Annotated in this window: 22 protein-coding genes; 15 read left to right on the top strand and 7 right to left on the bottom strand. The window is 67.4% G+C overall.

Translation table 11 applies throughout. The features are described from left to right. The first annotated feature begins 70 nt into the window (after positions 1–70). Positions 71–1,165: a substrate-binding domain-containing protein gene (locus tag CTP10_RS02900; RefSeq protein WP_116317247.1), complete on the top strand. Its 1,095-nt coding sequence runs from the start codon at positions 71–73 to the stop codon at positions 1,163–1,165. Here the strand turns inward: CTP10_RS02900 and fdxA are convergent. The 3 genes from fdxA to CTP10_RS02885 form a co-directional block, all read right to left on the bottom strand. Further along, positions 1,162–1,491 carry a ferredoxin FdxA gene (fdxA, locus tag CTP10_RS02895; RefSeq protein ID WP_116317246.1) on the bottom strand — a complete coding sequence of 110 codons (330 nt, stop codon included), beginning with the start codon at positions 1,489–1,491 and terminating at the stop codon, positions 1,162–1,164. The two genes, CTP10_RS02900 and fdxA, sit on opposite strands and share 4 nt — an antisense overlap. A 196-nt stretch (positions 1,492–1,687) precedes the next feature. Continuing rightward, positions 1,688–2,155, bottom strand: coding sequence for a hemerythrin domain-containing protein (locus CTP10_RS02890; RefSeq protein WP_116317245.1), 468 nt, complete (start codon positions 2,153–2,155; stop codon positions 1,688–1,690). Between the two features lie 272 nt (positions 2,156–2,427). Further along, positions 2,428–2,664: a hypothetical protein gene (locus tag CTP10_RS02885; RefSeq protein WP_116317244.1), complete on the bottom strand. Its 237-nt coding sequence runs from the start codon at positions 2,662–2,664 to the stop codon at positions 2,428–2,430. Between the two features lie 306 nt (positions 2,665–2,970). On the opposite strand from CTP10_RS02885, the gene CTP10_RS02880 reads away from it, so the two are divergent. The 5 genes from CTP10_RS02880 (at position 2,971) to CTP10_RS02860 (ending at position 9,411) form a co-directional block, all read left to right on the top strand. Continuing rightward, positions 2,971–3,621, top strand: a complete 651-nt coding sequence (locus CTP10_RS02880) for a recombinase family protein (protein ID WP_116317243.1) — start codon at positions 2,971–2,973, stop codon at positions 3,619–3,621. Between the two features lie 158 nt (positions 3,622–3,779). Next, the gene (locus CTP10_RS02875; protein WP_116317242.1) at positions 3,780–7,091 is read left to right on the top strand and encodes a CheR family methyltransferase; all 3,312 of its coding nucleotides are present in this window, start codon (positions 3,780–3,782) and stop codon (positions 7,089–7,091) included. Between the two features lie 283 nt (positions 7,092–7,374). Then, complete coding sequence (locus CTP10_RS02870) at positions 7,375–7,818, top strand: hypothetical protein (RefSeq protein WP_116317241.1); 444 nt, start codon at positions 7,375–7,377, stop codon at positions 7,816–7,818. A gap of 108 nt (positions 7,819–7,926) precedes the next feature. Then, positions 7,927–8,682 carry a PIG-L deacetylase family protein gene (locus CTP10_RS02865; protein WP_116317240.1) on the top strand — a complete coding sequence of 252 codons (756 nt, stop codon included), beginning with the start codon at positions 7,927–7,929 and terminating at the stop codon, positions 8,680–8,682. A 123-nt stretch (positions 8,683–8,805) separates the two neighbouring features. Continuing rightward, positions 8,806–9,411 (top strand): UdgX family uracil-DNA binding protein, encoded by a 606-nt coding sequence (locus CTP10_RS02860; RefSeq protein WP_116317239.1) that lies wholly within the window; start codon positions 8,806–8,808, stop codon positions 9,409–9,411. 361 nt (positions 9,412–9,772) lie between these two features. On the opposite strand, the gene sodB is transcribed toward CTP10_RS02860, so the two are convergent. Continuing rightward, entirely contained in the window at positions 9,773–10,354 is a 582-nt protein-coding gene (gene sodB, locus CTP10_RS02855) for a superoxide dismutase [Fe] (RefSeq protein ID WP_116317237.1), read from the bottom strand. A 231-nt stretch (positions 10,355–10,585) separates the two neighbouring features. Next, entirely contained in the window at positions 10,586–11,971 is a 1,386-nt protein-coding gene (xseA, locus tag CTP10_RS02850; RefSeq protein WP_116317236.1) for an exodeoxyribonuclease VII large subunit, read from the bottom strand. Between the two features lie 1,076 nt (positions 11,972–13,047). Between xseA and CTP10_RS02845 the strand changes: the two genes are divergently transcribed. The 7 genes from CTP10_RS02845 (at position 13,048) to CTP10_RS02815 (ending at position 18,466) form a co-directional block, all read left to right on the top strand. Beyond that, positions 13,048–13,668 carry a MotA/TolQ/ExbB proton channel family protein gene (locus CTP10_RS02845; protein ID WP_116317825.1) on the top strand — a complete coding sequence of 207 codons (621 nt, stop codon included), beginning with the start codon at positions 13,048–13,050 and terminating at the stop codon, positions 13,666–13,668. A 14-nt stretch (positions 13,669–13,682) separates the two neighbouring features. Continuing rightward, positions 13,683–14,114, top strand: a complete 432-nt coding sequence (locus CTP10_RS02840) for an ExbD/TolR family protein (RefSeq protein ID WP_116317235.1) — start codon at positions 13,683–13,685, stop codon at positions 14,112–14,114. Between the two features lie 185 nt (positions 14,115–14,299). Next, positions 14,300–15,409: a tetraacyldisaccharide 4'-kinase gene (gene lpxK / locus CTP10_RS02835; RefSeq protein ID WP_116317234.1), complete on the top strand. Its 1,110-nt coding sequence runs from the start codon at positions 14,300–14,302 to the stop codon at positions 15,407–15,409. Next, on the top strand, positions 15,390–15,596 hold the full coding sequence (locus CTP10_RS02830) for a Trm112 family protein (protein ID WP_116317233.1): 207 nt from the start codon (positions 15,390–15,392) through the stop codon (positions 15,594–15,596). The genes lpxK and CTP10_RS02830 overlap by 20 nt, the downstream gene beginning before the upstream one ends. A gap of 19 nt (positions 15,597–15,615) precedes the next feature. Continuing rightward, entirely contained in the window at positions 15,616–16,425 is an 810-nt protein-coding gene (gene kdsB, locus CTP10_RS02825) for a 3-deoxy-manno-octulosonate cytidylyltransferase (protein WP_116317232.1), read from the top strand. Positions 16,426–16,797: 372 nt separating this feature from the next. Next, positions 16,798–17,463, top strand: a complete 666-nt coding sequence (adk, locus tag CTP10_RS02820) for an adenylate kinase (RefSeq protein ID WP_116317231.1) — start codon at positions 16,798–16,800, stop codon at positions 17,461–17,463. 244 nt (positions 17,464–17,707) lie between these two features. Beyond that, the gene (locus CTP10_RS02815) at positions 17,708–18,466 is read left to right on the top strand and encodes a 3-hydroxyacyl-CoA dehydrogenase (protein WP_116317230.1); all 759 of its coding nucleotides are present in this window, start codon (positions 17,708–17,710) and stop codon (positions 18,464–18,466) included. A 14-nt stretch (positions 18,467–18,480) separates the two neighbouring features. On the opposite strand, the gene CTP10_RS02810 is transcribed toward CTP10_RS02815, so the two are convergent. Further along, entirely contained in the window at positions 18,481–19,287 is an 807-nt protein-coding gene (locus CTP10_RS02810) for an MmyB family transcriptional regulator (protein WP_116317229.1), read from the bottom strand. A gap of 124 nt (positions 19,288–19,411) precedes the next feature. Here CTP10_RS02810 and CTP10_RS02805 point away from each other — a divergent pair, with 124 nt between their 5' ends. Next, complete coding sequence (locus CTP10_RS02805) at positions 19,412–20,191, top strand: class I SAM-dependent methyltransferase (protein WP_116317228.1); 780 nt, start codon at positions 19,412–19,414, stop codon at positions 20,189–20,191. Between the two features lie 19 nt (positions 20,192–20,210). On the opposite strand, the gene CTP10_RS02800 is transcribed toward CTP10_RS02805, so the two are convergent. Then, a complete protein-coding gene (locus CTP10_RS02800; protein WP_116317227.1) occupies positions 20,211–21,128 on the bottom strand; it encodes a LysR family transcriptional regulator in 918 nt (305 codons plus the stop codon). A 92-nt stretch (positions 21,129–21,220) separates the two neighbouring features. Here CTP10_RS02800 and CTP10_RS02795 point away from each other — a divergent pair, with 92 nt between their 5' ends. Continuing rightward, positions 21,221–22,246 (top strand): bile acid:sodium symporter family protein, encoded by a 1,026-nt coding sequence (locus tag CTP10_RS02795; RefSeq protein WP_116317226.1) that lies wholly within the window; start codon positions 21,221–21,223, stop codon positions 22,244–22,246. The last annotated feature ends 42 nt before the right edge of the window (positions 22,247–22,288 follow it).

Raw genomic sequence — 22,288 nt, 5'->3', positions numbered from 1 at the left:
TACGCTGTTAAGGCCGTGGAATGCAATATATGAGAGTGACAGCGGTCCAGCAATAAGCTATTTTTTTCATATGCTCCGTATCTCGATCCATCCTCACCTGCAAATCCGCGACGATGCCACGCCCGGCACCGAAGCCCTTGACGTATCCCGGCTGGTTGCCCTGCTCGGCCATATCGAGGAATCGGGCAGCATCAGTCACTCGGCACAGGCGGTGTCGCTGTCGTACCGCTACGCCTGGGGCATCCTGCGCGATGCCGAGGCGCTGTTCGGCGGTCCACTGATCGACAAGACCCGCGGGCGCGGCAGCGCGCTGACGCCGCTGGCGCAGCAGCTGGTGTGGGCCAGCAAGCGCATCGGCGCGCGGCTGTCGCCGACGCTGGACAGCCTGGCATCAGAGCTGGAAATCGAACTGAAGAAGCTGATGGAGCAGTCCGAGGCGGCGGTGCGGCTGCATGCCAGCCACGGCTTTGCGGTGGCCGCGCTGCGCGACTTCCTCGACGAGCAACATGTGCGGCACGACCTGAAATACTGCGGCAGCGTCGAGGCGGTGGCGGCGCTGGCCGAGGGCGCGTGCGATATCGCCGGCTTCCACGTGCCGGTCGGCGAGTTCGAGCATGGCATGTGGCGCCACTTCACCAGGTGGCTCAAGCCCGACACGCACTGCCTGGTGCATCTGGCGGTGCGCAGCCAGGGCTTGTTCGTGCGGCCGGGCAACCCGCTCGGGATCCGCACGCTGGAAGACCTGACCCGGCGCGAGGTGCGCTTCGTCAACCGGCAGGTGGGCTCGGGCACCCGGCTGCTGCTCGACCTGATGCTGGCCGCGCGCAACATCGACCCGGCACGGATCGAGGGCTACAGCAACGGTGAGTTCACCCACGCCGCGGTGGCGGCATATATCGGCAGCGGCATGGCGGATGTGGGCTTCGGCGTGGAAACCGCGGCGCGGCGCTTTGGCCTGGGTTTCGAGCCGGTGATCAAGGAGCGCTACTTCTTCGCCATCGAAAAATCGATGCTGCGCAGCGCGGCGCTGTCCGGCGCGGTGGGCGCGCTGACCAGCGAGGCGTTCCGCCAGCGCGTCAATGCGCTGCCGGGCTATGACGGCGCGCTGACCGGCAGCGTGCTGACGCTGGAAGACGCGTTCCCCGACTACGCCGGCACGCGCTAGCGCACCAGCAGCGCCAGGCGGTCAGGATGATCCGCCCATTGCTCATGGCCTTCGAGCGGCCCCTTGGCCGCAAACAGCGGCGGCCAGTCCGGCCGGCGCGACAGCTCGGCGTTCAGCGCGATGAAATGGCGCTTGTCTTCGGGCAGGTCATGCTCGGAGTAGATGGCGCCCACGGGGCACATCGGCACGCACATCGAGCAGTCGATGCACTGGTCGGGGTCGATGGCGAGGAAGTTGGGCCCTTCGTGGAAGCACGTCATCGGGCAGACTTCGACGCAATCGGTATGGCGGCACTGGATGCAGGCATCCGTCACGACAAAGGTCATGGGGCAAACGCAGTACGACGGTAAAGACGCGTCATCGTAGCCCCCTGGCAAGCGGCGCGGGACGGGCCGCCTTGTGCGACTCCTTCAAATCGCCTGACGTCCGCCCCGCTCCGCTTCTGTTCCGCCTCAGTGGAAGTAGAGGGTGAGAGGGGGGTGAGAGGGGGGTGAGAGCGGTTACAGAAGAACCGCTCGCAAATCAGGCGGTTTCCTGCATCAGCTCTTCCTTGCGCGCCGCCAGGGCCTGAGCCACGTCGCGCAGGTTGACCTTCTCCTTGATCGCGTTCTTGAACAGCTCGCCTTCCTCTTCCTCGATATGGTGGGAGACGTATTCGGTCAGCACCGTGAAACTGGCTTCGAGCATATCGCCGGCCGGGTCGTCCTCGATCGCCGCGATCAGGTCCTTGGCCACCTGGTGCTCGACCTGGGCTTCGTCCAGCATGTCGTCGATTTCCTCGCTGACGCCGCGCAGGGCCGGGTAGAAGATCTCTTCCTCGATGGTGGCATGCACGGTCAGCTGATGGCAGACCTCGATCGCGATCGATTCCTTCTCCTCGCGGGCTTCGGTGTCCTTGAATGCCTTGAACAGTTTCTTGACTGCGCGGTGGTCGTCCATCAGTGCGCCGATGGCTTCGGCCTGGTCTGCGGGGATCTTAGACTTGTCCACGATTGCCTCCTGGGAGCTTGAGTGGGGGAACCGGTCTGGCCCGGCTTCGCCACCGTGAAGGCAGGTTCTGTGCCCGGCCCACGCACCGCGCGGCCGCGACAACGGAGCCCCGTATCCGCCATGCGCACACGGCAATCGTTGCAATTCCTGCGCGAAGGGTTGTTATTTGTGCCCGCCAAGGCGCCTTCCGCCCGACAACGCGGCCCGACGCATGCGCTCGGCCACGCGCCGGCGCTTGCGGCTGCCGAATTGATATCTCGCGAGCTTGCCGTTCAGCCCTGAGGCTTGACGCCAAACCCGGCTACCAAAGGACAGGCGACGATGCGGCGAGCGGCGCGCATGCCGCCCTGCGAGATCGGCACGCCCGGGAAAACGCGGGCGCAGAACCGTTGCGCTGCCTGCCGCGAATCGAAACCCGTCGACCCCCCGGCACTGTGATCGTCATGGACCGGCGTGGCATACCAGCGCCCGCACACTGCGGTGATGACGACGTGGATCACCTTTGTCATGGGTACCGCCTCACATTGAAAAGCTTGCGCGCACCGGCATGCCCGTTCACCGGCACGGCCTGATGTCGCGCCTTATCCGCATGCTAGCCGAGGCGTGCGCGTCGCAGAGCGCTTCGCGCGAGTACGTAAGACTCGCGTTACGTACATGACAGAAATGCACACATCGGCACGATAACCGTCACTATCTTGCCGCCCCCTGCTGCTGGGACGAGTTTTGCTAATCAGAAGAAACAGGTCGCTTGCGGACATGCCTGGAGGTGCGTCCGGCCAGCGACCGGAGACGAAAGATCACAAAGAGGAATCCTCATGCCGTCTACCTTCATCTACTCGAACCGCGCCGGTGATCTCGACGCGATGGAAGACGAACTGCGCATCGCCGACCGTGCCGGCTATACCGTCGACCTGCGCTGTGCCTTCTGGGAAAGCGAGCCGGCTTCAGTACCCGCGGGCGAACGGCCGCGGCTGCTGTCGCTGCTGCAACGGGTGCGCGCCGGCGACATCGTGGTGACCATGCAGTTGTGCTGCCTGGGCTGGAGCGTGCAGGAAGTGCTGGGTACGATCCGCAAGTTCCGCCTGCTCGGCGTGGCACTGCATTGCGTGCAGCTCAGCCGCGCCAACCTGGCCAGCGCCGCACCGCCGGAGGCGGTCATGGTTCTGCGCACCGTTGCCGCGCTGGAGGGCAGCACGCGCAGTGCGCGCGTGCGCGACAGCCTGGCCGCGGCCAAGGCCATGGGGCGCGCGGTCGGACGCCCGCCCAAGCACAAGCCCGAAGAACGCGACGCGATCCTGCGCGCGCTGGCGGAGGGCCAGTCGGTCAGCGAGACCGCGCGACGTTTCAATACCTCGCGCCAGACGGTGCTGCGCATCCGCGCGGCGGCACCGGCAACGATCCTGCTGCCCCCGGTCGGCGACAGCACCGAAGCCGAAGCCGACGCGGAAGTGTCCACCGCGGAATAGCCGGGTGGCGTCGGCAAGCCGGTTCAAGAGAGGACGTGGCATGACGCACCCGGGCAAACAACGATGCCAATGCCCTGCGTTCCCCGCACGAGCGGCGGGCGCCTTGCACGCGGATTGCGCCACTTCCGGCCGGCGCAATTCCACTTACCCATGCAGTAATGTCCAGAAATCGTGACGAACCCCTGCCAAGCCCGCTTGCCTTCCCCGTGGTCGGTCTCGGCGCATCCGCTGGCGGCATAGCTGCCTTGAACCAGTTTTTCGAAGCCCTGCCAGCCAGTACCGGGGCTGCCTTCGTCCTCGTCGCGCACCTGTCCCCGGACCACGCCAGCCAACTGGCGCCGCTGCTCCAGGCGCGCACCGCCATGCCCGTGCAGCAGGTCAGCAACACCGCCCGCATCGAGGCCAACAAGGTCTACGTCATCGCGCCGGACTGCAGCCTGGCCATGGTCGACGGCTGCCTGCACGTGACGCAGCAGGAAGGCCCTGGCGCGCAGGGAGGCCGCGGCGCGGCGATCGACCTGTTCTTTCGCTCGCTGGCCGAAGCGCATCGCCAGCGCGCAATCAGCGTGGTCTTGTCCGGCGCCGGCGCCAACGGTTCAGTCGGGCTGACCCGCGTGAAGGAGCTGGGCGGCATCGCCATCGCGCAGGATCCGGAAGACGCCGAATATCCGAGCATGCCGCGCTCGGCCATCAGCACCGGCCTGGTGGATTTCGTGCTGCCGGCCAACGATATCCCGCAGCGGTTGCTGGACCTGTGGAACACCGCCAGCCATATCCACCTGCCGCAGACGCCGGATGAAGGCAAGCCCGGGCAGCAGCCGGAAAGCCAGGAACGCGCACTGCGCGAGATCATGGTGACCTTGCGCTCCCGCACCTCGCACGATTTCCGCCATTACAAGCGCGCCACGGTGCTGCGGCGCATCGAGCGCCGGCTGCAGGTCAACGGGCTGACCGACCTGCAGCAGTACCGCGACTACCTCCACCTCCATCCGGATGAAACGCCGGCGCTGCTGCAGGACATGCTGATCAGCGTGACGAATTTCTTCCGTGACACAGACGCCTTCGAGGCGCTGCGCGCCGAAGTCCTGACGCCCCTGTTCCAGAACCGCGCCGGGCACGACCCGGTCCGGGTCTGGGCGCCCGGCTGCGCCACCGGCGAAGAAGCGTATTCGCTGGCCATGCTGCTGCAGGAGGCGTCTTCGCAGACGCCGCAGCCGTTGCCGTTCCAGGTGTTCGCCACCGATATCGACGAGCGCGCGGTAGCGATCGCCCGCAACGGGATGTATCCGGAGTCCATCGTCGCCGACGTCGAGCCGGCGCGCGTGCGGCAGTTCTTCAACAAGGATGGCGCCCATTTCCGCGTGCGCAAGGAGCTGCGCGAGCGCGTGCTGTTCGCGCTGCACAACGTGCTCAGCGACCCGCCGTTCGCGCGCCTTGACCTGATCTGCTGCCGCAACCTGCTGATCTACCTCGACCGCGACGCACAGGCCGATATCCTGCGCACCTTCCACTTCGCACTGCGGCCCGGCGGCTACCTGTTCCTGGGCAGTTCCGAAGCGGCCGAAAGCGCCAGCAACCTGTTCTCGGTGGTCGACAAGAAGTCGCGCCTGTACCGCGCCAATGTCGCGGCGCGCGCAGACGCGCCGTTGCCACTGCCGGCCGGTGCCGCCAACGGGCGCACGCCCGTGGCGGTGCTGCAGCCGTCAGGCAAGCGCAAGTTCTCCTTCGGCGACCTGCACCAGCGCCTGCTCGAGCAGCACGCGCCCCCCAGCGTGCTGGTCAGCCGCGACTCCGAAATCGTGCATCTGTCGGACCGTACCGGCCGCTTCCTGCAATACGCCGGCGGCGAGCCCTCGCATAACATCATCGCCGCCGTGCGCCAGGAACTGCGGCTGGAACTGCGCACCGCGATCTACCAGGCGTTGCAGACCAATCACAGCGTCGAGGCCAGGCGCGTGCAACTGGAGCGGGACGGGCGCAGCTTCTTTGTCAACATGACCGCGCGGCCGGTCCACGATGCCGAGTCCAACGGCGACTTCGTGCTGATCCTGTTCGACGAGGTAGATGACAGCATGAGCACGGTGCCCGTGGGCAAAACCGGCGACGGGCGCGACCCGACGATCGCGCGGCTGGAAAGCGAGCTGCGCCGCGTCAAGGAGCGGCTGCAGGCCACCATCGAGCAGGCCGAGACCTCGAACGAGGAATTGAAGGCTTCCAACGAGGAGCTGCAGGCGATCAACGAAGAGCTGCGCTCGGCCACCGCAGAGCTGGAAGCCGGCAAGGAAGCGGCGCTGACGCGGTTGGCCTCGCTCACTGCCCGGCCCGGCGCAACCGATCCCGACGAGGCCCGCGCCGGCCAGCGCGCCGAACGCGGGCGCGACGACTTCCTGGCGGTGGTGTCGCACGAGCTGAAGCATCCGCTCAACCTGATCAGCGCCAGCGCCGAGTTGATCAGCCGCTCGCCCGACGCGCGCGGCAACGCCGTGATCCAGCGCGCCGCCGCCACGATCCGGCGGACCGTGATTGGCCAGGCGCATATCATCGACGACCTGCTCGACATGTCGCGCCTGCGCACCGGCAAGCTGTCGATCGCGCGCGCGCCGGTGGACTGGGCCGAAGTGGTCGACCGGGTCTGCAACGCCATCGAGGAAGATGCCGCGCGCAAGGGCATCAAACTGGAGCGCTCGCTGCCGCCACAGCGGCTGGTGATCGATGCAGACCTGACGCGCGTCGAGCAGATCGTGTGGAACCTGGTCAGCAATGCGCTCAAGTACACCGGTGACGGCGGCATCATCACTGTGACGCTGGACCGTGCCGACGGTGATGCGGTGCTGGCGGTGCGCGATACCGGCGTGGGCATCGAGCCGCAGAGCCTGCCGCATATCTTCGACATGTTCCGCCAGGGCACCTCTCCCACCGCGCGCCAGGGTGGCCTTGGCATCGGGCTGTCGCTGGTGCGCGAACTGGTCTCGATGCAGGGCGGTACGGTGCGTGCGGCATCCGCCGGCCTCGGACATGGTGCGGTCTTCACGGTCACCTTCCCGCTGCGCGAGGATATCGCCGCCAATGCCGTACCAGCGCCCGCACCGTCACTGCCGCTGGGCGGCACCGGGATCCTGCTGGTCGACGACGATCCCGGCACGGTCGAGACGTTCAAGCTGCTGCTCGAAATGGAGGGCGCCAGCGTAACGGTGGCCACCAGCGGGCAGGAGGCGCTGGACTGGCTGGCACACCATCCGGCGGATCTGCTGCTCTCCGACATCGGCATGCCGGGCATGTCGGGCCTGGACGTCATCCGCGCCATCCGCCTGCAGCCGCACCTGAACGCGCTGACGGCGATCGCGCTGAGCGGCTATGGGCGCCCGGACGATGTCCGGCAGTCGATGCAGGCAGGCTTTGACGCACACCTGACCAAGCCGGTGTCGCTCCAGGCGCTGCTTGACGCCATCCGGGACCTGCGCGCGGTGTAAGGTCCCGGAACAAGGCCCACAGCCGCCGTACGGTGGGCAGGGATCGTTGCACGGGCATGGCACGGGCGGCAAGTACCAGCCGTACCCCGCGGATTTACGCGCATCGTTGCAATATTCCCCGCCAGCGCGGTGCCGCCCCTGCGCCGTGCCGGGCCTGCCGCGCTGGCCCGCGCCTGGAACGCAACTTGCAGCGCATTCAATGAGCGCGCGAGCGCAACCAGACCCGGGGATCGCGCCCCGCCATGCCTGCCCATGCAGGGACGGCGCGGTCTCCCCCAATGCCATGACCACTTTCCTGCAAGGCGAAACGGCTATAGCCGCGGGCGGCGCCGCTGACGCGCCGTTGGCCCCAGCCGCTGTGCTGCAACCGGCTGCCGGCGCCCCGCATCCTGCGCGTCCTACACTGTTCCTGGAGACGCTGCTTGCCACCCGCCTGGAATTGCTGAGCCGCGAGCGCGCATGGCCGCCGCAAACGCTCGCGCAACGGCAGGCCGTACTGCTGGGTCTGTGGGGGAACCGGCCCGACGGATTGTTCGAGCAGCACGGCACCGCCGACGGGATCAGCCAGTGCCTGCGCGAAGCCTTTGCCTTCGCCGAGGAAGGCAAGAAGGCGCAGGCCGCGATGGCGCTCAAGCGCGCCTACTTTCTGGTCTGCTGCACCGTCTCGGCCGGCACGCGCGCGCGCGCACATACGGGCGCGCCCTCCGGCGGTCACGGGCAGGCCTGATTCGCCCAGGAGCGCGGCCGCCGGCCTGGCCGGCCACCATGCGCAGCGTCTTGTGCCATTCGGCGACGAAAGGCGACGAAACGACGTGGCGGCGGCAATGGTGATTCGATGGTGACTGACATAGCCGGCCCGGTAACGGTGATCGCTCCGCACCTGGACGACGCGGTGTTCAGCTGCGGCGGCCTGATCGCCGCGGTACGCGGCACGCGCGTGGTGACTGTCCTGGCCGGCGTCCCGCCCGCGGGCATGGCGGCGCCGGACTGGGACCGCAACGCGGGCTTCGACAGCGCCGAGCAGGCAGTGCTCGCGCGCCGGCGCGAGGATAGCCGCGCGCTCGGCATGCTGGACGCGCATCCGGTCTGGCTTGAGTTCTGGGACGGCCAGTACGGCCGCCGCCACACGCCGCGCGAGCTCGCCGACGGCCTGCAGCGCGTCTTGCTTGCGCAGACCGAAGGCCTGGTGATCGCGCCGCTTGGCCTGTTCCACACCGACCACGTGCTGGTGCACGACGCCTGCCGGCTGCTGATGCAGGCGGCCCAGGCACGCGCGGGTGCCTGGAGCGCGCTGCTGGAACCTTCGTCTCCGCACGCGGCACCCAACCCGCAGGTGCAGTGGCTCTACTACGAGGACGCGATCCACCGCCGGCGGCCAGGGGTATTGCAGGAGCGGCTGGCCGAATGCCTGCGTGCCGGGCTGCAAGCGACACCGGTCAACCTGCCGGTCGGACAGTACCTCGCGCAGAAGAGCTACGCGATCAATGCGTACCAGAGCCAGCTGCAGATGTTCGGCGAAGCGCAGCTGTGCGACCTGTGCGCGCCAGAGCGTTACTGGTCGCTGTCTGCCGCAGGCCCCACACAAGGCTGAAGCACCGCCCCCCCTTTCTGTTCCCCGATATTGAATGCCTGCTGACGATGCCTTGCATGGCGCGGAACCTGCTGCGCACCCGCTAGCGGGCTATGCGTCCCGCACCGCCCTGCCATCGATGCCATGCCCGAGCGCAAGAAACCCCCGGTCAGCCATGCCGAACTGAATGAATGCCGGCGTTGCCCGCTATGGCGCAACGCCACGCAGGGGGTGCCGGGTGCGGGCGCGCCGCGCGCGCGCATCATGCTGGTGGGCGAACAGCCGGGATCGCAGGAAGACCTGCAAGGCTCGCCCTTCGTGGGTCCCGCGGGACACCTGCTGGACGAGGCGCTGGACCAGGCCGGACTGGACCGCGACAAACTGTTCATGACCAACGCGGTCAAGCATTTCAAGTTCGAATTGCGCGGCAAGCGGCGCCTGCACAAGTCGCCCGGGCAGCTGGAGATCGAGGCCTGCCACCTGTGGCTCGAGCGCGAGTTGAAGCAGGTGGATCCCACGATCATCGTCGCGCTGGGCGCGACCGCCGCGCGCGCGGTGCTCGGTCGCAAGAGCGTGACACTCGGCACGATGATGGACACACCGGTCGAGCATGAGGGCCGGCTCGTCATCGCCACTTACCACCCGTCGTTCGCGCTGCGCCAGCGCTCCGACGACGCGCGCGCTGCCGCGTTCGACCGCATCGTGCGCAGCCTGCGCGCCGCCGCGAGGCTGGCGCGCGGTGGAGGCTAGGCAGCCCCTCAGGAACGGCTCCCCGTGTGGGCGGGGCGAATCGGGAGGCACAGCACGCATGACGCTTGTAAGAAACTCCACGCCTTGTAGAAAGCGCGCCATTGCGCCTGCTGCCGGTGCCACGCACGCGCTGCCACGGCGGGTGGCCCGGCCGTGCCGCCATGCCCGCGCTGCTCGAGGCGCGCAGCTGCATCGTCAATGTGTCGACGGTCTCGGGGCGCGCTTTGTCACTGGCGTCAATTTGCCGGTGGATGGCGGACTGATGGCGTCGAACGGACAGCCGAAGCAGGATTGAAGCGGAGGCGAGCGTGCAAGAAAAAAGGGCCTTGCGGCCCTTTTTCATGAGACGGTGATCCGTGGATCAGCCAGCGAAATTCGAGCCGGCGAAGTCCCAGTTCACGACGTTCCAGAATGCCTCGACGTACTTCGGACGGGCATTGCGGTAGTCGATGTAGTAAGCGTGTTCCCACACGTCGCAGGTCAGCAGCGGCTTGGCGTCGGTGGTCAGCGGGGTGGCGGCGTTGGAAGTGGACACCAGGTCCAGCGAGCCATCGGCCTTCTTCACCAGCCAGGCCCAGCCCGAACCGAAGGTGCCGACGGCGGTCTTGGTGAACTCTTCCTTGAACTTGTCGAACGAGCCCCACTTGGCGTTGATGGCATCAGCCAGCGCGCCGGTCGGCTGGCCGCCGCCGTTGGGCTTCAGCGAATCCCAGTAGAAGGTGTGGTTCCACACCTGGGCAGCGTTGTTGAAGATGCCGCCCGACGACTTCTTGACGATCTCTTCCAGGGTCGCGTTCTCGAACTCGGTGCCCTTGATGAGGTTGTTCAGGTTGGTGACGTAGGTCTGGTGGTGCTTGTCATGATGGAACTCCAGCGTCTCCTTGGAGATGTGCGGAGCCAGGGCATCATGCGCGTACGGAAGCGGGGGGAGCTTGTGTTCCATTGTTCTGTCTCTGTGGGTTGGGGTTGTGGGGTCCGGAACTGTCGATTGTAGGGGACTTGGAATACCCACGCAAACCGCGGGCCTATGCCCCCTGCTTCGATGTTAGTTTGTCCGGGCGCGGGTTTCCGGGGGTTTTCCGCGCCCTTCCCCAAGCGCTTCCCAAGCGCTTCCCAAGCGCTTCCCAAGCGTTCCCCGGGGCGCGGATCGGACTCGTTGCGGACATGCGCGCGCTCAGAATTCAGGCAGCTTCGGCTGCACGCCGGCGATCGACAGGTCGGCAACGCCCTCGGCCAGGTGGGCCTCGACCACGCTGCCCGGGCGGATTTCAGTGGGCGAGCGCAGCGCGCGTCCGCGCTGGTCGAGCAGCACCGCGTAGCCGCGTTCGAGCGTGCGCTGCGGCGCCAGCAACTCCAGCGCACCGGCCGCGCGCGCCAGGCGCTGGCCGGCGCGCTCGTGGCGGCGCGCGGCGGCGGCCTGCAGCCGCTGCCACAACCGCCCCAGGTCGGCCTGTGCGGCGGCGGTGTCGGGCCGGCAGGCGCTCCAGCGCATCGCCAGCACTTGCTGGCGATGCCGCTGCGACACCACGGTGTCGCGCAATGCCGATCGCAAGTGTCGGGCCAGATTGTCGACGCGCGCGCGGCGTTCCTGCAGCTGCGCCTGCGGGCTGCGCACGCGCCGCGCCAGCCAGTCCAGGTGCTGGGCGCGCAAGTCCAGCGTGCGTCGCATCGCCTGCGCCAGCGCATCGCGGCCACGCAGGGTCTGCGCCAGCAGGTGCGAGCGGTCGGGGCTGACCAGTTCGGCCGCGCCGGTCGGCGTGGGCGCGCGCACGTCGGCGACGAAATCGGCAATGGTGAAGTCGGTCTCGTGCCCCACGCCGGAAATCAGCGGCAGCGCGCACCGCGCGATCGCGTGCGCCACCGCCTCTTCATTGAACGACCACAGGTCTTCGATGCTGCCCCCGCCGCGGCACAGGATCAGCACCTCGCACTCGCCGCGCGCATCGGCCAGGTCGATCATGTCGGCGATCTTCTGTGCCGCGCCGGCACCCTGCACCGGTACCGGGTAGACCACCACCGGCACATGCGGCGCGCGCCGGCGCAGCGTGGTCAGCACATCGCGCAAGGCGGCAGCCTGCAGCGAGGTGATGACACCGATGGTGCGCGGGTGCGCCGGCACCTGCCGCTTGCGCTCTGGGTCGAAGAGGCCGGCCTGCGCCAGCTTCTCCTTCAGCCTCAGGAAAGCTTCGTACAGGTTGCCCAGCCCGGCGCGGCGCATCGCCTCCACGCCGAGCTGCAATTCGCCACGCGCCTCGTACATCGTGACCACGGCGCGCACCTCGACCGCCTCGCCCTCGCGCGGCTGGAAGTCAACATGCTGGTTGCGGCCGCGGAACATCACGCAGCGGATCTGGGCGCGCGCATCCTTGAGCGAAAAATACCAGTGGCCGCTGGCCGCGCGGGTGAAGTTGGAAATTTCGCCGCGCACCCAGGCCAGGGGAAAGCTTCGCTCCAGCAAGCGGGCGATCGTGTGGTTTAGCTCGCCTACAGGAATGACCTCACGGCCGCTGCGCTGGCCGGTGGAGGAAGCGTCACGCGAAAAGGTGGGCAGGTCAGGCATGGATCACGTCCGGCAAGCGGCGTAAATAGGACATGTCCACAGCATAACCGGTCTGTCAAGGGGGTCCCGTTGGTGGCCCCAGCCCGTCCCACAGCCCGCATCGTTTCGTACAACCCTTTGATTTTTATGAGGTTTATGATTGAAACAAAAATTAGGCAATATAACCAATTCTCTTTTGCATCAACCACTTAGCGGGCGCCGACAGGGCTTGTTCACAAAGTTATCCACAGGAATTCTGGATAAAACGCGGTGTTTACCCGACTTTCCGCCCGCTAAAGGCGCCAAGCGCAACTGGCATCACGCGCCAAGCGGCGTAGCCGTCGCGCCATGCTGCGAACCGGCACTGCACCATGTGGAACGGGCAGTATCGACAGCCCTGCTCAATTTACAGGCAGAAAACTTTTCCGCCTGTCAAATCAATGGGTTAGCCCACCTCTCCAGACTTTATCCACAGGCCATCCACAATTCTCTCCCTGCCCTGTGTGGAAAAGCCGGGGTTTACCCATGCCGAGCGCCGCAGGCCACTTCGGCGGCGTGCCCGCCTGCGTTTGCCTTATTTTTAAGCAACCACAGACCATGCTTTAAAAATCAAAGGCTTAGGCGCCTTCTCCGATACCTGTCCACAACCGCTCCACAATGCTGTCCCGCACTAGTGTGGAAGACCCCACCGATCCGCGCCGCAGCGCATGGACGCGGTACGCGGCAGCGTCAAACTGGGTTTTCCACCGGTGTGCGGCATGCGCCTCGGGCATCCTCGCACCCGCCTGCACAATTTTTAAGCAGGGCTTGGCTTCCTCTTGCGAATCAAGGACTTGGATCGCTTGTCAGGCGGCTTTCCACAATCGATCCACAGCACTGTCCCTGCTCCCTGTGGAAAGCCGCCGGCGACATCACCCAGCGCCGATGCGCGCCCGAGACAGCCGGCCCGGCCGTCGCTTGCCGCGCGGCAGGCCGCGGGGTAGAGTTGCGCCTGATTTTTCAGAGCAATGCCGGAGCGCTGCCTGCTGACGCGCCTCAAGGCATGCCGACCAGCTGGTTGGGGTTTCTTTACTGGGTTGTCGATCCCGGGGGTCCAATTGTTTTCCATCATTCAAGCGGCCGGCTGGCCGATCTGGCCGCTGTTGCTGGCCTCGGTCCTCGCGCTGGCGCTGGTCGTCGAACGTTTCCTGTCGCTCAAGCGCAGCAAGGTGCTGCCGCCCCGGCTCTATGAAGAAGCGCTGGCCGCTGCGCAGCAGCGCCGGGCCACGCCGGAAGTGGTCAACACGCTGGAACAGAATTCGCCGCTCGGCCGGGTGCTGGCCGCAGGCCTGCGCCATGTGGTGCTGCAGCCTCACACTTCGCGCGATGCCGCCAAGGACGTGGTCGAGGAAGCCGGCCGCGTGGTTGCGCACGAGCTGGAGCGCTACCTGAACGCGCTCGGCACGATCGCCTCGGTCGCGCCGCTGATGGGCCTGCTCGGCACCGTGATCGGCATGATCGAGATCTTCGGCAGCCAGGGTGGCACCGGCGCCAATCCGGAACAGCTGGCGCACGGCATCTCGGTGGCGCTGTACAACACCGCCTTCGGCCTGATCGTGGCGATCCCGGCGCTGATCTTCTGGCGCTACTTCCGCCGCCGCGTGGACGACTACGTGGCCGAGCTGGAATTCCGCGCCACCGCGTTCCTGGACGCGATCCTGCCGCAACGCCGCAGCTGATCCCGGATCAAGCCATGCGATTCCGTTCCCGCCAGCGGCGCGAAGAGCCGGAGATCAACCTGATCCCGCTGATCGACGTGCTGCTCGTGATCCTGATCTTCCTGATGATCACGACCACGTACTCGCGCTTTACCGAGCTGCAGATCCAGCTGCCCACCGCCGACGCCGAGCGCGCCCAGCAGCGGCCGCACGAGATCGTGGTGTCGGTGTCCTCGCGCGGGGTCTACTCGGTCAACAAGCAGGTGCTGGAGCAGAAGGACGTGACCAGCCTGGCCGACCGCCTGCGCGCCGCGTCGGGGCCCGCAGGCAACGGCCAGCCGCCGGTGGTGATCGTCAACGCCGACGCGCAGGCCAGCCACCAGGCGGTCGTGAACGTGATGGAGGCCGCGCGGCTGGCCGGGCTGTCGCGCCTGACTTTCGCCACGCAGAGCTCGCAACCGCGCTGAGCGCTGCTCTCCCTCGGGGGCAGCGCAAGGGTCAGGCTTGCCCCATGCGCTGCGCAGTGCCCATAATGGGCGGATCCGCCGGTGTTCGCCGATCCTCCCTTCCTTCTCTTCCTCCCATTCGGGCGCGAACTCCCGGGCGCACTACAATCCCATCCCATCCACGTCCTGAACGACCCGCCGCGTCCATGCCCGCTCCCCGCCATGCCCTCGCCGACTTCGTGACCGCCCAGTGGCAGCGCCGCGGCTGGTTTGCCTGGGTCATGCTGCCCTTCTCGCTGCTGTTCGGGCTGGTGGCCCGCGTGCGCCGGCACGGCTACCAGCGCGGCTGGTTCAAATCCACGCGGCTGCCGATGCCGGTGGTGGTGGTCGGCAACGTCACCGTGGGCGGCACCGGCAAGACGCCGGCCGTGATCGCGCTGGCGCGCGCGCTGACCGAGGCCGGGCTGCGGCCCGGCGTGGTGTCGCGCGGCTATGGCGTCGAACTGAAGCATCCGCGCCGGGTCAAGCCGACCTCGCAGGCCAGCGACGTCGGCGACGAGCCGCTGCTGATCGCGCGCGCCACCGATGTGCCGGTATGGGTGTACCCGGACCGCGCGCTGTGCGCGCAGACCATGCTGGTGTCGCACCCCGGCGTCAATGTGCTGCTGCTCGACGACGGCCTGCAGCACTACAAGCTGCAGCGCGACTTCGAAATCGTGATGTTCGACACGCGCATGGGCGGCAACGGCCTGATGCTGCCGGCTGGCCCGCTGCGCGAGCCGCTGACGCGCCCGCGCGACGCCACGCTGATCAACGATCCCAACTTCCGCGCCACGCCTGACCGCCCCGGCGTGTACGGCATGCGGCTGGAGCTGGAAGACGCGTGGCAGCTGAACGACCCGACCATGGCGCGGCCGGTTTCCGCCTTTGCTGGCCGGCGCGTGCTGGCCGCGGCGGGCATCGGCAACCCCGAGCGCTTCTTCGCCAGCCTGCGCGGCGCGGGCCTGTCGCCGAAGACGCTGCCGCTGCCCGACCACTATGACTTCGCCGACGACCCCTTTGCCGGCAACGCCGACGCGCTCGATGCGGACGTGATCCTGATCACCGAAAAGGATGCCGTAAAATGCGAGCGCTTCGACGACCCGCGCATCTGGGTCGTGCCTACCAGGCCGGTGATCGACGCGGGCCTGATCGACAAAATCCGCAGCGCCGTGCTGGCGCATATCAACACGGCACCGACCGCGCAGTCCGCGGCGGCCACGTCCGGCAGCGCCGGGCGCAACGAGGAACACCGAGATGGACAACCGGCTGCTTGAAATCCTGGTCTGCCCGCTGTGCAAGGGCAAGCTGGAATACGACCGCGCCGCGCAGGAACTGATCTGCCACGCAGACAAGCTGGCATACCCGATCCGCGATGGCATCCCCGTGATGCTGGCCGACGAAGCGCGCCAGTCGGTGCCGGGGCGTGTCATCGACCCGGACACGCCGGCGAACGGCAACTGAGGACAACTGAGTCAGCACCATGACCGTCCCGGCCTTCACCGTCGTCATCCCCGCACGGCTCGCTTCGACCCGCCTGCCTGACAAGCCGCTGGCCGATATCGGCGGACGCCCGATGATCGTGCGCGTCGCCGAGCGCGCCCACGCCTCGTCGGCCCAGCGGACCGTGGTCGCCACCGATGCCCCGGCAGTGGCCAGGGCCTGCGCCGACCACGGTATCGAAGCCGTGCTGACCCGCGCCGACCACCCGTCCGGCACCGACCGCCTGGCCGAAGTCGCCGCGCAACTTGGCCTGGCCGACGACGCGATCGTGGTCAACGTGCAGGGCGACGAACCGCTGATCGAGCCGTCGCTGATCGACGAGGTGGCGCTGCACCTGGCGCACCACGCCGACTGCGCCATCGCCACCGCGGCACACCCGCTGCACGAGATCGCCGAGGTCTTCAATCCCAACGTGGTCAAGGTAGTCTGCGACGCCGCCGGCCGCGCGCTGTACTTCTCGCGCGCGCCGATCCCGTGGGCGCGCGACGCCTGGTCCGGCGTCCCCGCCGCCCCGGCCGCCACGGCCCAGGTGCCGCTGCCGGCCATGCCGGTGCTGCGCCATATCGGCCTGTACGCCTATCGCGCCGGCTTCCTGCGCCGCTTCCCGACGCTGCCGGCCGCGCCGCTGGAGCAGACCGAGGCGCTGGAGCAGCTGCGCGCCATGTGGCATGGAGAGCGCATCGCGGTGCTCGAAACCAGCGCCGCGCCAGCGCCCGGCGTCGACACCCCGGCCGACCTGGAGCGCGTCCGCGCCCTTTGGGCCGGGTCGATGGCACAGGACGGACCCTGATCGCCATCCTGGGCGCCACCCGATGGGGCCAGCCGCCCGCTCAGGTTCAATCTGCTGCAACCTGACCCCGGGGGCGGATTTCAGGCCGAATTCGCGCCGCCTCATGGCATAATGCTTGCCGATACAGGGCCGCCCCGGCTGTGCGCCAACGCGCCGCCGGCCAAGGCTCGGTGGGGAGATAAAGATAGAGCCCGACTGGTGTGCCGCGCCGCCATCCCCCTGGCAGCCGCCGCCGGACGTCCGCGTGGGCCGTGCCCGCGCCAGATGCCGTCATCATCCGAACAAGACAGCAGTAAGTCTTGCGTCAAGTTGCGGCATTACCCTCCTTCTGATCTCCCGCCATACCAGATTCAAAACTCTGAGGACCCGTAAATGCGTTTGATCCTGTTGGGCGCGCCTGGCGCCGGCAAAGGCACGCAAGCCAAGTTCATCTGCGAGAAGTTCGGCATTCCGCAAATCTCCACCGGCGACATGCTGCGCGCGGCGGTGAAGGCGGGCACCCCCCTGGGCGTGGAAGCCAAGAAGGTCATGGATGCAGGCGGGCTGGTGTCGGATGACATCATCATCGGCCTGGTGAAGGACCGGCTGAAGCAGGACGACTGCAAGAACGGCTACCTGTTCGACGGCTTCCCGCGCACCATCCCGCAAGCCGAGGCGATGAAGGAAGCCGGCGTCGCGATCGACTACGTGCTGGAAATCGACGTGCCGTTCGACGCCATCATCGAGCGCATGAGCGGCCGCCGCGTCCATGTGGCATCGGGCCGTACCTACCACGTCAAGTACAACCCGCCCAAGGCCGACGGCATCGACGACGAAACCGGCGAAGCGCTGATCCAGCGCGACGACGACAAGGAAGAAACCGTCAAGAAGCGCCTGGACGTGTACTCGCAGCAAACCCGCCCGCTGGTCGACTACTACTCGGACTGGGCCGCCAAGGGCGATGCCGGTGCGAAGGTAGCGCCGCCGAAGTACCGGAAGATCTCCGGCGTCGGCAACGTCGACGAAATTACCGCGCAAGTGTTTGACGCGCTGAAGTAATCGGTAGTCGAGACCACGACAAAAAAAGCGGCCCAAGGGCCGCTTTTTCTCTGGGGTCGCACACCGCGCAGCCGAAGGCATTCCCGCCATGCCGCCAGCAGCGGCCATATCCCATAACCGCCAGCCCCCCCAAAATCCCCCCAAACGACAGTCCCAAAACCCTTGCACATCAACTCCCACCTCGTACAATGGTTGACGTTTACGTAAACGGAAATACCAGCAAGATCAAAGGAGACAACCCACAATGCAAATCCAAGACAACGTATTCATCATCACCGGCGGCGCCTCCGGCCTGGGCGCCGGCACCGCCCGCATGCTCGCCGAAGCCGGCGCCAAAGTCGTCATCGCCGACCTCAACGAGCAAGCCGGCCAAACCCTCGCCACCGAACTGAACGGCCAATTCATCCGCTGCGACGTCACCTCCGAAGCTGACGGCCAGGCCGTGGTCGCCGCCGCCCAGGCACTGGGCCGCCTGTCAGGCATCATCAACTGCGCCGGCATCGCCACCGCCAACAAGACGGTCGGCAAGAACGGCCCGCATCCGCTGGATGCCTTCGACAAGACCGTCCGCATCAACCTGATCGGCACTTTCAACATGATCCGCCTGGCCGCCGCCGCCATGGTCCAGAACACCCCCGACAGCGAAGGCGAGCGCGGCGTGATCATCAATACTGCCTCGGTGGCCGCATTCGATGGCCAGATCGGACAAGCCGCCTATGCGGCCTCCAAGGGCGGTGTAGTCGCCATGACCCTGGCCATCGCCCGCGACCTGTCCCGCGACGGCGTCCGCTGCATGACCATTGCCCCGGGGATCTTTGAAACGCCCATGCTGCTCGGCATGCCGCAGGAAGTGCAGGACGCCCTCGGCAGGATGGTGCCGTTCCCCCCGCGCCTGGGCCGCCCGGCCGAATACGCCAAGCTGGCACGCGCAATCATCGAGAACACGATGATGAACGGTGAAGTGATCCGCCTCGACGGCGCGATCCGGATGCAGCCGAAGTAACAGGCAGCGGCCGCTCAGCCCGGCAGCAGCATCACCAGCATCAGCCCCGGCGCCGCCGCCGGCACCAGCGTCAGCTGCTCGAACTGCAGCGCCCCCAGCTGCGGGTGCCGGAACCCCCGGCGCCCGCCCTCGCGGTCTTCCACATCCTGCGACAGCCAGGCATCACGGAAGGCCGCGCTCTCCCCCATCAGCCCATCGATCAATGCGCGCGTCGGCGCCTCGTCGGCGTGGCGGATGCTGTGCGCGCGGAATTCGGCCACCAGCCGGGCGGCGCGGTGCGGCCAGTCTTCCACCAGCGCCTGCAGCACCGGCGACAGGAACATCGCGCGCAGCAGGTTGCGCTCGCCACTGGCGGCATCGAGCCAGCCGGTGAACAGCCGCGCCGCTGCGTCGTTCCAGGCCAGCGCGGTCCATTGCCGGTCGAGCAGGTAAGCCGGGCCGGCGATCGCATCCACGCTGGCCAGCACGGTCGCCGGCACGGTTTCGTCGGCGGCCTGCTGCGGGTCACGGCGTCCGGCCAGTTCGAACAGGTAGGCGCGTTCGGCGCGCGACAGCCGCAGCGCCGCTGCCAGGCTGGCTAAAGCGCGCGCCGACAGCGAAACCGGACGGCCCTGCTCCAGCCATGTCACCCAGGTAGCGCTCAGCCCCGCCAGTTGCGCCACCTCTTCGCGCCGCAAGCCAGGCGTACGGCGGCGGCGGCCCGGCGCAAGCCCGACGTCGGCGGGCGCCAGCCGCTCGCGGTGCGCGCGCAGGAAGGCACCCAACACGGCTTCACGGGTAGATTGCGCGGGGAATTCGGAGATGGGAGCGGAGGCTGACATCACAGGCTGGTGGCGCTTATACCAGGATAAAAGGATAACTTGTACCGGGAATACGAGCCGCCTACAGTATGCCGAACCCGCCTCGCGGGCAACCCTCTCCACAAGAAAGGCCAAGGAGCCAGCCATGCAACAACAGGAACTCGTCGCCGCGCAGTTCGGCGCCGCCGCCAGCGCGTACCTCACCAGCGCCGTCCATGCCAGCGGCGCCGACCTGCAGCAACTGAAGGACGAACTGGCCGCGCTGATCCCCGAAGGCAACCGGCCGCGCAGCCGCGTGCTCGACCTCGGCTGCGGCGCCGGCCACGCCAGCTTTGCCGCGGCGGCGGTTGCAGGCGAAGTGACGGCTTACGACCTGTCGGCCGACATGCTGGCTGTGGTGGAAGGCGCGGCACGGGATCGGGGGCTGGCCAACGTTCGCACGCGCCAGGGCGCGGCCGAGCAACTGCCGTTTGACGACGCCAGCTTCTGCGCTGTGGTCTCGCGCATGAGCGCCCACCACTGGCGCGACGTCCCGGCGGCGCTGGCCGAGGTGCGCCGCGTGCTCAAGCCGGGCGGCAAGGTGGTACTGATCGATATCGCCGGGTCCGACGATCCGTTGCGCGATACCTGGCTGCAGTCGGCCGAACTGCTGCGCGATCCGTCGCATGTGCGCGACTACACGCCGGCCGGCTGGCGCGCACTGTTCGAGGCGGCGGGCTTTGCCGCGCCGGGCGTCAGCGTATCCGAGCCGTGGCGCATCGGCATCGAGTTCGAAAGCTGGGTCCAGCGCATGCGCACGCCGCCCGTGGCGGTGGCGGCAATCCGCCACCTGTGGCAGGTCGCGCCGGCCGAAGTGCGGGAGCACTATCGGATCCAGGCCGACGGGAGCTTTGAACTGGAGGCGGTGATGGTCACCGCGCGCTGACCGCCCACGAAGCCAGCGTTCAGGCTGCGGCGTCCATCCCGGGCGCCTCGGCGCGCAACGTCAGGCGCCGCACCAGCGCCCACACCGCCGCCGCGGCCGGCGACAGCGAGCGGTCCTCCCGGCAGACCATGACAATGCTGCGCTCCTCGCGCGGCACCAGCGGCCGCCACACCAGGGGCGACGCCGCCGGCAGCGGCAGCGAGAACGAAGGCAGCACCGAGGCGCCGATGCCGGCCTCGACCATGCCAAATACGCTGGCCGAGTGCCCCAGCTCCTGCACCACCTGCGGTGCCACGCCGTGGCGGCTGAAGATGCGGTCGATCAGCGGCCGGCTGCCCGAGGCAAAGTCCAGCAGCACCAGCCGCATGCCGTGCAGCGCCGACCATGGCACCGACGGCGACTGCGCCAGCGGGTGGTCGCGCCGGCACACAAAGCAGAACGGGTCAGTCGCCACCGGCTCCACCACCAGCCCTTCACGCACCAGCGGATCGATCAGCACGCCGAAGTCGACCGCGCCGGCCCGCACCTGCTCCAGGCCGTCAGCCTGCACGTTGTCGCGCACCGTCAGGCGGATATCGGGATATTGCGCGGCACAGGCAGCCACATACATCGGCATCAACCGCGCCGAAATGGTCGGAGCTCCGGCTATGACTACACGACCCCGATAGCGTTCACCTAACTGACGCGTCTCTTCCAGGGTATCGTCGAGCTGGTTGAGCAGGCGCTCCAGGGCAGGCACCAGGGCATGGCCGGCGTCGGTCAACACCACCTCACGCGTGGTCCGGTCCAGCAACCGTACGCCAAGTGCCTCTTCCAGCTCTGCCACGCCCCGGCTGACCGCCGGCTGGGTCAGGCCGACCAGGTCGGCGGCGCGGCTGAAGCCGCCGCTGCTGGCCACCGCCAGGAAGACGCGCAGCTGGCGTAGTGTGTAATTCATGCAACGACCGGATAAATAGATTCTATAAATGAATTTGCATTCTAGACCCGGCTGGCGTCCAATACTAGGCAAAACCCTAACCAACCGCAGTCATGTCCCGTCTTTTTGCCAAGCTCAAGAAACTCTATGACCTGATCGACGGCTTCGTCCTCATCATGCTGACCGCCATCGCGATCGCCCTGGCGGCCCCGGAAATCGGCACCGGCAAGGGCCCGCTGCACCTTGGCGTGGTCACCAGCGTGGGCGTGGCACTGGTCTTTTTCCTGCATGGCGCGGCACTGTCGCGCGACAAGCTGGTGGCGGGCGCCAAGAACTGGCGCCTGCATGCGTTCGTGCAGTCGTTCACCTACGTGGTGTTCCCGGTGGTCGGCGCGCTGCTGATGCTGGCCCTGCACAACACGCTGCCGCCGGACCTGCTGCTGGGCGTGTTCTTCCTGTGCGCGCTGCCTTCTACGGTGTCGTCGTCGGTGGCCATGACCTCGATGGCGCGTGGCAATGTGTCGGGCGCGATCTTCAACGCCACCATCTCGGGCCTGATCGGCATGCTGGTCACGCCGCTGCTGATGGGGCTGGTGATCAGCGCCAGCGGCGCGTCGATGCCGCTGGGCAAGGCGCTTACCGGCGTGGCGCTGCAATTGCTGCTGCCGTTCGCGCTGGGCCAGCTGCTGCGTCCGCTGATCGGCAACTGGCTGGCGAAGAAGAAGCAGATCACCACCAAGATCGACCGTGGCGTGATCGTGCTGATCGTCTACTCGTCGTTCTGCGATGCCACCGCCGAAGGCCTGTGGCACCAGTACCAGTGGCAGACCATCGGTGCGGTGATGCTGATCGCCGCGGTGCTGCTGTTCGTGGTGCTGGGCTTCACCACGCTGACCGCGCGGCGGATGGGGTTCTCGGTCGAGGACGAGATCACCGCGGTGTTCTGCGGCTCGAAGAAGAGCCTGGCCAACGGCATCCCGATGGCGAAGATCCTGTTTGCCGGCCATCCCGCGCTGGGGCTGCTGGTGCTGCCGCTGATGGTTTATCACCAGTTGCAGCTGATCGTCTGCTCGGTGATCGCCGCGCGCTATGCCAATCGGGATGCGCTGCTGGAGGATCGCGCGGCGGCGCGGGCGTAAGGTGCCGCAGTCGTAAAAAAACCGGGGCAAACCCCGGTTTTT

It is taken from the genome of Cupriavidus sp. P-10 (genome assembly GCF_003402535.2).
In the GTDB taxonomy this organism is placed as follows: Bacteria; Pseudomonadota; Gammaproteobacteria; order Burkholderiales; family Burkholderiaceae; genus Cupriavidus.
The sequence above is the reverse complement of the archived record's forward strand: the minus strand, read 5'-3'. Positions and strand labels throughout refer to the sequence as shown.

What these genes read in the sequence shown, in the direction of transcription:
- CTP10_RS02900 (WP_116317247.1), top strand. Translation starts at nt 71, where the DNA reads ATGCTCCGTATCTCGATCCATCCTCACCTGCAAATCCGCGACGATGCC.
- CTP10_RS02875 (WP_116317242.1), top strand. Translation starts at nt 3,780, where the DNA reads ATGTCCAGAAATCGTGACGAACCCCTGCCAAGCCCGCTTGCCTTCCCC.
- CTP10_RS02860 (WP_116317239.1), top strand. Translation starts at nt 8,806, where the DNA reads ATGCCCGAGCGCAAGAAACCCCCGGTCAGCCATGCCGAACTGAATGAA.
- CTP10_RS02840 (WP_116317235.1), top strand. Translation starts at nt 13,683, where the DNA reads ATGCGATTCCGTTCCCGCCAGCGGCGCGAAGAGCCGGAGATCAACCTG.
- CTP10_RS02795 (WP_116317226.1), top strand. Translation starts at nt 21,221, where the DNA reads ATGTCCCGTCTTTTTGCCAAGCTCAAGAAACTCTATGACCTGATCGAC.
- CTP10_RS02815 (WP_116317230.1), top strand. Translation starts at nt 17,708, where the DNA reads ATGCAAATCCAAGACAACGTATTCATCATCACCGGCGGCGCCTCCGGC.
- CTP10_RS02830 (WP_116317233.1), top strand. Translation starts at nt 15,390, where the DNA reads ATGGACAACCGGCTGCTTGAAATCCTGGTCTGCCCGCTGTGCAAGGGC.
- CTP10_RS02870 (WP_116317241.1), top strand. Translation starts at nt 7,375, where the DNA reads ATGACCACTTTCCTGCAAGGCGAAACGGCTATAGCCGCGGGCGGCGCC.
- CTP10_RS02880 (WP_116317243.1), top strand. Translation starts at nt 2,971, where the DNA reads ATGCCGTCTACCTTCATCTACTCGAACCGCGCCGGTGATCTCGACGCG.
- fdxA (WP_116317246.1), bottom strand. Translation starts at nt 1,491, where the DNA reads ATGACCTTTGTCGTGACGGATGCCTGCATCCAGTGCCGCCATACCGAT.
- CTP10_RS02810 (WP_116317229.1), bottom strand. Translation starts at nt 19,287, where the DNA reads ATGTCAGCCTCCGCTCCCATCTCCGAATTCCCCGCGCAATCTACCCGT.
- adk (WP_116317231.1), top strand. Translation starts at nt 16,798, where the DNA reads ATGCGTTTGATCCTGTTGGGCGCGCCTGGCGCCGGCAAAGGCACGCAA.
- CTP10_RS02865 (WP_116317240.1), top strand. Translation starts at nt 7,927, where the DNA reads ATGGTGACTGACATAGCCGGCCCGGTAACGGTGATCGCTCCGCACCTG.
- lpxK (WP_116317234.1), top strand. Translation starts at nt 14,300, where the DNA reads ATGCCCGCTCCCCGCCATGCCCTCGCCGACTTCGTGACCGCCCAGTGG.
- xseA (WP_116317236.1), bottom strand. Translation starts at nt 11,971, where the DNA reads ATGCCTGACCTGCCCACCTTTTCGCGTGACGCTTCCTCCACCGGCCAG.
- CTP10_RS02805 (WP_116317228.1), top strand. Translation starts at nt 19,412, where the DNA reads ATGCAACAACAGGAACTCGTCGCCGCGCAGTTCGGCGCCGCCGCCAGC.
- sodB (WP_116317237.1), bottom strand. Translation starts at nt 10,354, where the DNA reads ATGGAACACAAGCTCCCCCCGCTTCCGTACGCGCATGATGCCCTGGCT.
- kdsB (WP_116317232.1), top strand. Translation starts at nt 15,616, where the DNA reads ATGACCGTCCCGGCCTTCACCGTCGTCATCCCCGCACGGCTCGCTTCG.
- CTP10_RS02800 (WP_116317227.1), bottom strand. Translation starts at nt 21,128, where the DNA reads ATGAATTACACACTACGCCAGCTGCGCGTCTTCCTGGCGGTGGCCAGC.
- CTP10_RS02885 (WP_116317244.1), bottom strand. Translation starts at nt 2,664, where the DNA reads ATGACAAAGGTGATCCACGTCGTCATCACCGCAGTGTGCGGGCGCTGG.